Raw genomic sequence first — 6107 nt, 5'->3', positions numbered from 1 at the left:
CGCCCAGCTGCAAAGCATCAACGTGAACACGCTCAACAACGTCGGCGTGATCGGCTCCGGCTTCGGCCCGCTGAGCATCGACGTCAACCCGTCGCAATGGGCCGCCACCCACGCCAAGGTCTGAACGAAATGCGCCAGGCTCCGTGGAACCCCTGCGGGTTTCACGGCCGCTGCGCGGGTGCGAAGGTACTGCCCAGGGGGAATCGCAAGACGCGGCCGTGACCATAACGAGGCCATATTCCTGTAGAACGCAGTCTATTTGGAGCGTGCCCAGATCAGAAACACGCATGCGCGAACTGGCGGCGGGGCCGCAGGCCGTAAAATCTCCCTCATGTTCGTTTCGAGATATCAATCTCGCCAAAATCATGATAAAGAAGGCCACCCTCCTCTCCGCCCTCCTGCTGGCATCGATCACCGCCCACGCACAGCCGCCCGGCAAGGACGCGGCGCCCCTGGGCCTTGAACTTGGCAAGACCAAGTGTGCGCGGATGACACCCGGTCCGAATCGCGTCAAGACTGGCACGGCGCCGTGGGCAGGCGGTGACACCGTCGAGATCAAGCACCTGGATCGCTTCAATCTGCCAGGCCTGACCCGCGCGACCGTGAACTGCGACGCCCAGGACACCGTGGCGCTCATTACCCTGACATTCGACCGGTCCGCGATGGATGAGGTCAGCAAGACGCTCGACGCCCGCTACGAGTCCAAGCGCAAGACCGACCCCAATGCCGGGAACGGCTACGCCGAGTGGGAAGCAGCCAACGGCAGCCTCGAGATGCTTTACGCCCGCGACAGCAAGCAGTTCACCCTGGCGTACTGGGCCAAGGGCGCCAAGGCCAAGTACTTCGCCTACAGCGGCACGAGCGACAAGAAGCCGGCCGCGCCAGCGCAACCCTCCGCGACACTGCCTGCACCGCTGTAAGAGAAACGACCGTCACCCCGATGCTGGTCCAGTTCGACATGTCGAACAGAGGACTGGCGCCCCGCTGACACTCATCCTGCTGCTGAAGGCCTGTGGTGTGAGGAGGCGCCGGACCCAGCGTTCTGCCGTCTTCTGGGAGCGCCAGACTTGGGGGGGCGGCTGCCTTTTGGAAATCCAGGCCGGCGGAAGGGAACCGGTGGCCGTGATAGACGCTATGCACCGGCCAAAGGACAATGTCCAATCAGGCTACCTCATCGTGTCAGCTCGCATTCAGGCGGTCGCGCAATCGTCGCGCGGGCACCAGATGCATGCCATTCCCTGACAAGCCACCCTGTTCCGACCGTCCTTCTTCGCCGCATAGAGCGCCTGGTCCGCGATCGCAAGGACTTCTCGATGTGTCGACTCGACCTGCCCCTGTTTGCGCGTAAGCGAGGCCCCGATACTGACCGTCACGATGCCGAACGGAGAATGGCGATGCTCGATCGCCAGCCCCTCAATCGCGACGCGCAGATGCTCCAGCACCTCTTCGAGCGAGGGCGAAGCGGAACCGCACCGCAGCAGCGCAAACTCTTCACCGCCGATGCGCCCGGCAATCATCTGATACTTCTCTGCCACCGACTGCAGCACCGACGCCACGGAACGCAAGCAGTCGTCTCCGGCCGGATGACCATGCGAGGAACCGGTGGCATCGACATGCCGACTTCATCTCGATAGTGCTGATGTTCCTTGTCGAGCAGCGTCACAGCCGTGATCGACGCACCGGTCACACTTATATGAACGCGCCCCGGTTTGCTAGGTAAATGTCACGCGATGCTCGATCAGGGTTGGTTGCAGACTTATATCCGGCCTAGTGCAGGCCAAGCCTGCGACCCCGATGGAATTCGCCAAGAGCGGCCACCAGTGGCGCTCCACTGGCAGGGCGATCATAGCCGGGGGGGGCATTGCATTACTCAAAACCAGAAGTCATTTACCGGTCTGGCCTGAAATTCTGAACGGGGATCTGCGGACCGGTCGCACACATTGGACGACCGAAGCCATCACCCTGAGCTTCAATCAGTGCGACCAAGTCCGCCCCAGGAAACAATCTGACTCATCTCATCCAAGAATGCACGCTTGCGCGTGCGTTTCGCCGACAAGGTCAACCCTGGTTCCCGGGTCCACGTTCGTCGAACGTCCACCGATGATCCGGTTGAGGTCGACGAGGAGCCCAGGATCACAGGCGATACGCGTCAACCATCCCCCACCGATTCAATCGCGCACGCGAGCCTGGCCACCGCGGGCGCGATCTCCTCTTCACTGACCCCGCCGTAACCCAGCACCAGGCCGTTCTGCGCGCGCAGCGGATTGGCAAAGTAGGAAGACAGCGAGCGCGCCACGATCCCGTGGGCCAGCGCGGCGCGGGATACCTGATGATCGCTGGCACGGCGCAGCAGGACGGTCAGGTGCAGCCCGGTATCGGTGCCGACGATGTCGATCTCGCCGCCTAGCTGGCGCTGCAATTCCTGCGTCAGAAGGACCTGGCGCTCGCCATAGATCTTCCGCATACGTCGGATATGGGCTGCGTAGTGTCCGTCCGAAATGAAGTTCGCCAGGGCGTTCTGTATCTGCAATTGCCCGCCGCGATACAACTCGGAATGCGCTACGGCGAAGGCATCCACAAGCGCCGGCGGCAGGATCAGGAAGCCGAGCCGCAGGCCGGGGTACAGCACCTTGGAGAAGCTGCCGATGTAGACCGTATTGCGATGCGGGTCCAGGCCCTGCAGCGACGGCAAAGGGGCACCGTGGTAGCGGAATTCGCTGTCATAGTCGTCTTCGATGATCCAGGCGCTGTGCCGATGCGCCAACTCCGTCAGCAGGCGGCGCCGCGCGAGGCTCATCACCACGCCGCTGGGGTATTGGTGTGACGGCGTCACGAAGATGAGCCTGGGTCCGGTCTCGGGCGCAACGGGGGGCTGCATGCCCTGCGCGTCCACCGGCACCGCCTCCACCTTCAGCCCCGCCGCGCGGAACACGCTGCGCGCGCCCCAGTAACCGGGGTCTTCGACCCACACCACGTCGCCGGGGTCGCCAAGCAGGCGGGCACAGAGATCGATCGCCTGGTGACTGCCCTGCGTCACGACGATCTGTTCGGGCAGGCAGTCGACGCCGCGCGCCAGGGCCAGGTACTCCGCAAGCGCACGTTTGAGCGGCGGGCAGCCATGCCGGGTGCCGTAGCCCAGTTGCTCCTGGGAAGCCGTTTTCCAGACCTGGGTGATGATCCGCTGCCATATCGCGCGCGGGAATTGCCTGACGTCCGGAATGCCGAGCACAAACGAGCCCACCTGCCGGTCCGACGCGCCGGCGCCGTCAAGCAACTCACGGCCTCGCGCCGATAAGCGAGACGCCTCGCGCACTGCTGCGACCTCCTCCGCCTGGCTTACGCCGGACCCGCAATCACGCAGGACAGGATCGGGAGGGGCATCGCCAACATACGTTCCGCTACCGCCGTGCGTGAGCGTATAGCCCTCATCGGTGAGGCGCTCATACGCATACAGGACAGTGTTGCGGGCAATGTTCAGCCCCTTGGCAACCTCGCGTGTCGGTGGCAAGCGTGTACCGGCGGACAACTGTCCGGCCAGGATCGCGCCGCGGATGTCATCGAACAACTGCCGGTTCAGGGGAAGCCCCGATCGATCGGGTTGACTCCAGTGACTGCGCCCGAGAAGCCAGTCGATTAGTGGCGTCTCTTTCAAGGTCCTTGCTCCCTCTACGCTGCTTACCAGGATGCCCCGGCACAGGCTGTCCTTCGCATTCGGCGTCGCGTGCCAGCGGTACCGGCGGCTCACGGCACGCTGTAACGTCTAATACATAGACATGGGCCACGGTGAGACAAACATGACATTGACAGACAATACACGGCACATCTCCCTGGCGAAACCAAGGGTTTACGCGCAATCGGTCCGGAATGTCGCGAGTGCTATTCTCCGTTTTATGCCACGAACTGTAATGCTCATTACTTTCAGGCTGGCATTCCTTTTATGATCCACTCCCGGAGAGAGCGTGGCCAAGTTATCCATCAGAGACACGCTGGCAGACCGGGCTTCCGGCTTTACCGCGTCCGAGCTGAAGGTGGCGGAAACGCTGCTCACCAGCTATCCGAGCGCCGCGCTGACCTCCATCTCCAACCTTGCGGCGCAAGCGGGGGTCAGCGACCCGACGGTGTACCGGCTGGTCGTGAAGCTCGGGTTCGATGGCTACCCGGCGTTCCAGCGGGCGCTGCTGGCGGAGGTGGATGAGGCGATGAATTCACCGCTTTCGCGGCTGGGAGCCAGCACGCACGGTGGGCCGGGGGAAGACTTCCAGAAGCCCCTGCTGGCAAGCCTGGCGATGTCCGTCAGCCGGGTGGCGCACTGCGCTTCGCCGGAAGACTTCGATACCGCCGTCGATCTGCTTGGCGAGCCGCGATCATCCGTGTTCTGCACCGGCGGGCGATCCAGTGCATTCCTCGCGGCGCGCTTCACGTCTCTCCTGACGCATGTACGGCCCAAGGTCCGCCATATCGAGCCGGCTTTGGAGCGGGCGAACGAGGTGCTGGTCGACATCGGCCCCGACGATGTCCTCGTCGTCTACGACTATCGCCGATACCAGAAAACCGTCATCGACTTTGCCGCCGCCGCGCAACGTCTCGGCGCGAAGATCATCCTCTTCACCGATGAATGGAAGTCGCCGATCGCTGGCTTCTCCGCGGCCACGCTCACCAGCTTTGTCCGGACGGACTCGCCGTTCGATACCAAGGTACCTGCGCTGGCGCAAACCGAGACGCTGATCGCCGCGCTCATTGCCCGCTTTCCCGAAGAAACAAGGCAGCGGTTCGAATCCATCGAGGCCATCAGGAAATCCGCCAGGCCAGACAGCGTCGGTAACGGGCTCGATGCATCCTCATCCGGCCGCGCGACAGCCTGACCGGCCACCTGGCAGGACGCAAGAAGGCGGTTCCATCAACTATTCCGGATTGGCTCTTATTCGCGCGCCGGATCTTCCTTATGCTAGGCAGGCATTGAACCTGCCCCTCCCCGGCACTGCCACAGGGAGAACAAGCGCAGCTTCAAACAGAATGGAGACCACGTCGCCCCCATGACCAACGCGCGTCTTGTGCGAACTCGCGACATGATCTGAACGCCAATCCGGAAACAAACGACTTGCCATGCCAGTCATCGCCAACCATGTGCTTCGCAGCTACCCGCTGATCATCAAAGAGTCGCAACCCATGCCGGCCCCCCAGGCCTCCGCGCTCCCGAGTCCCCCGTTCGACCCTTTCGACTGCGGCACCAGTGCAGACGAAGAGGAGCTGAAGGCGGTCGCCGTGCTGGGATACAACTGAGTATCCCGGCCAGTCGTTCATTCATGCCGCAATTCAGTATTCCCGCAGTTCAGTCGTTCAGTAGTTGATTAACCGTTTGACCAGAATGAGCCAAGCATTCAAGCAATTCAACGAGGAGAAAATCATGTCGAATACCGGGAACGCCCTGCGCGAAGTGGATAGCCTGCTGGTACCCACCACCAACGCCGCGAGCGGGCCGGCGGAGGAAGTGCCTGGCAAGGTGCAGGCGCGCCTGAAGAAGGCAAAGAAGAAGATGGCGGACGTGCAATACGTCGTGGTCGAAAAAAGCCGCCACACGGCGCGCCTGGCGGACGATTATGTGCATGAACGTCCCTGGACATCGATCGGTGTCGCAGCCGCCGTCGGCTTGTTGATCGGCTGGCTGATCGATAGAAAATAAATCCCCGGCGCCACGCGCCAACGAAACCCTCGGGCCGGACTGCGGATTTCACCGGCAGTCCGGCCAACGAGCATTGCCTGCTGCCATAGAGAGCCAGAAGAATCATGAAGCATTCCGTCCGTCTCACCACCATCGGCGCCCTGCTGCTCGCCGCCAGCCTGACCACCGGCGCCGCCCATGCGCAGCTTGCCCCGCCCGCCGCCGCGCCGCCGCAGGCGAGCGCCCCCAGCGAAGCCCGCAAGGCCAATATCGTCATCATCGGCACCGGCGGCACCATTGCCGGCGCCGGCGCTGCCGCCACCAATACCGCGGCCTACCAGTCGGCCGTGGTGCCGGTGGACAAGATCATCGCCTCGGTCCCGGAAATCTCGAAGGTCGCCAACGTCAAGGGCGAGCAGGTCTTCCAGATCGGCTCGGAGAGCTTCAA

Annotated in this window: 6 protein-coding genes and 1 pseudogene; 5 read left to right on the top strand and 2 right to left on the bottom strand. The window is 63.0% G+C overall.

The window, feature by feature from the left end; genetic code table 11:
• Positions 1-365: 365 nt before the first annotated feature.
• Positions 366-920 carry a hypothetical protein gene (locus AC1DT6_RS39955; protein ID WP_441637428.1) on the top strand — a complete coding sequence of 185 codons (555 nt, stop codon included), beginning with the start codon at positions 366-368 and terminating at the stop codon, positions 918-920.
• A 270-nt stretch (positions 921-1190) separates the two neighbouring features.
• On the opposite strand, the pseudogene AC1DT6_RS39950 reads toward AC1DT6_RS39955, so the two are convergent.
• Both AC1DT6_RS39950 and pdxR read right to left on the bottom strand, forming a co-directional pair.
• Positions 1191-1583 (bottom strand): annotated as a pseudogene (locus AC1DT6_RS39950) (GGDEF domain-containing protein); the annotation flags it as partial.
• 566 nt (positions 1584-2149) lie between these two features.
• Positions 2150-3652 (bottom strand): MocR-like pyridoxine biosynthesis transcription factor PdxR, encoded by a 1503-nt coding sequence (gene pdxR, locus AC1DT6_RS39945; RefSeq protein ID WP_441637426.1) that lies wholly within the window; start codon positions 3650-3652, stop codon positions 2150-2152.
• Positions 3653-3959: 307 nt separating this feature from the next.
• Here pdxR and AC1DT6_RS39940 point away from each other — a divergent pair, with 307 nt between their 5' ends.
• The 4 genes from AC1DT6_RS39940 to AC1DT6_RS39925 form a co-directional block, all read left to right on the top strand.
• Positions 3960-4862 carry a MurR/RpiR family transcriptional regulator gene (locus tag AC1DT6_RS39940; protein WP_441637424.1) on the top strand — a complete coding sequence of 301 codons (903 nt, stop codon included), beginning with the start codon at positions 3960-3962 and terminating at the stop codon, positions 4860-4862.
• Between the two features lie 241 nt (positions 4863-5103).
• Entirely contained in the window at positions 5104-5280 is a 177-nt protein-coding gene (locus tag AC1DT6_RS39935; RefSeq protein WP_441637423.1) for a hypothetical protein, read from the top strand.
• Positions 5281-5404: 124 nt separating this feature from the next.
• Complete coding sequence (locus AC1DT6_RS39930) at positions 5405-5680, top strand: ElaB/YgaM/YqjD family protein (RefSeq protein ID WP_441637421.1); 276 nt, start codon at positions 5405-5407, stop codon at positions 5678-5680.
• A gap of 104 nt (positions 5681-5784) precedes the next feature.
• Positions 5785-6107: asparaginase domain-containing protein (locus tag AC1DT6_RS39925; RefSeq protein ID WP_441637419.1), on the top strand; the 323-nt coding region annotated here is incomplete at its 3' end.

Source organism: Cupriavidus sp. 01L45, assembly GCF_056399885.1.
Note: the sequence above shows the minus strand (reverse complement) of the source record. Positions and strands in the feature narration are given on the sequence as shown.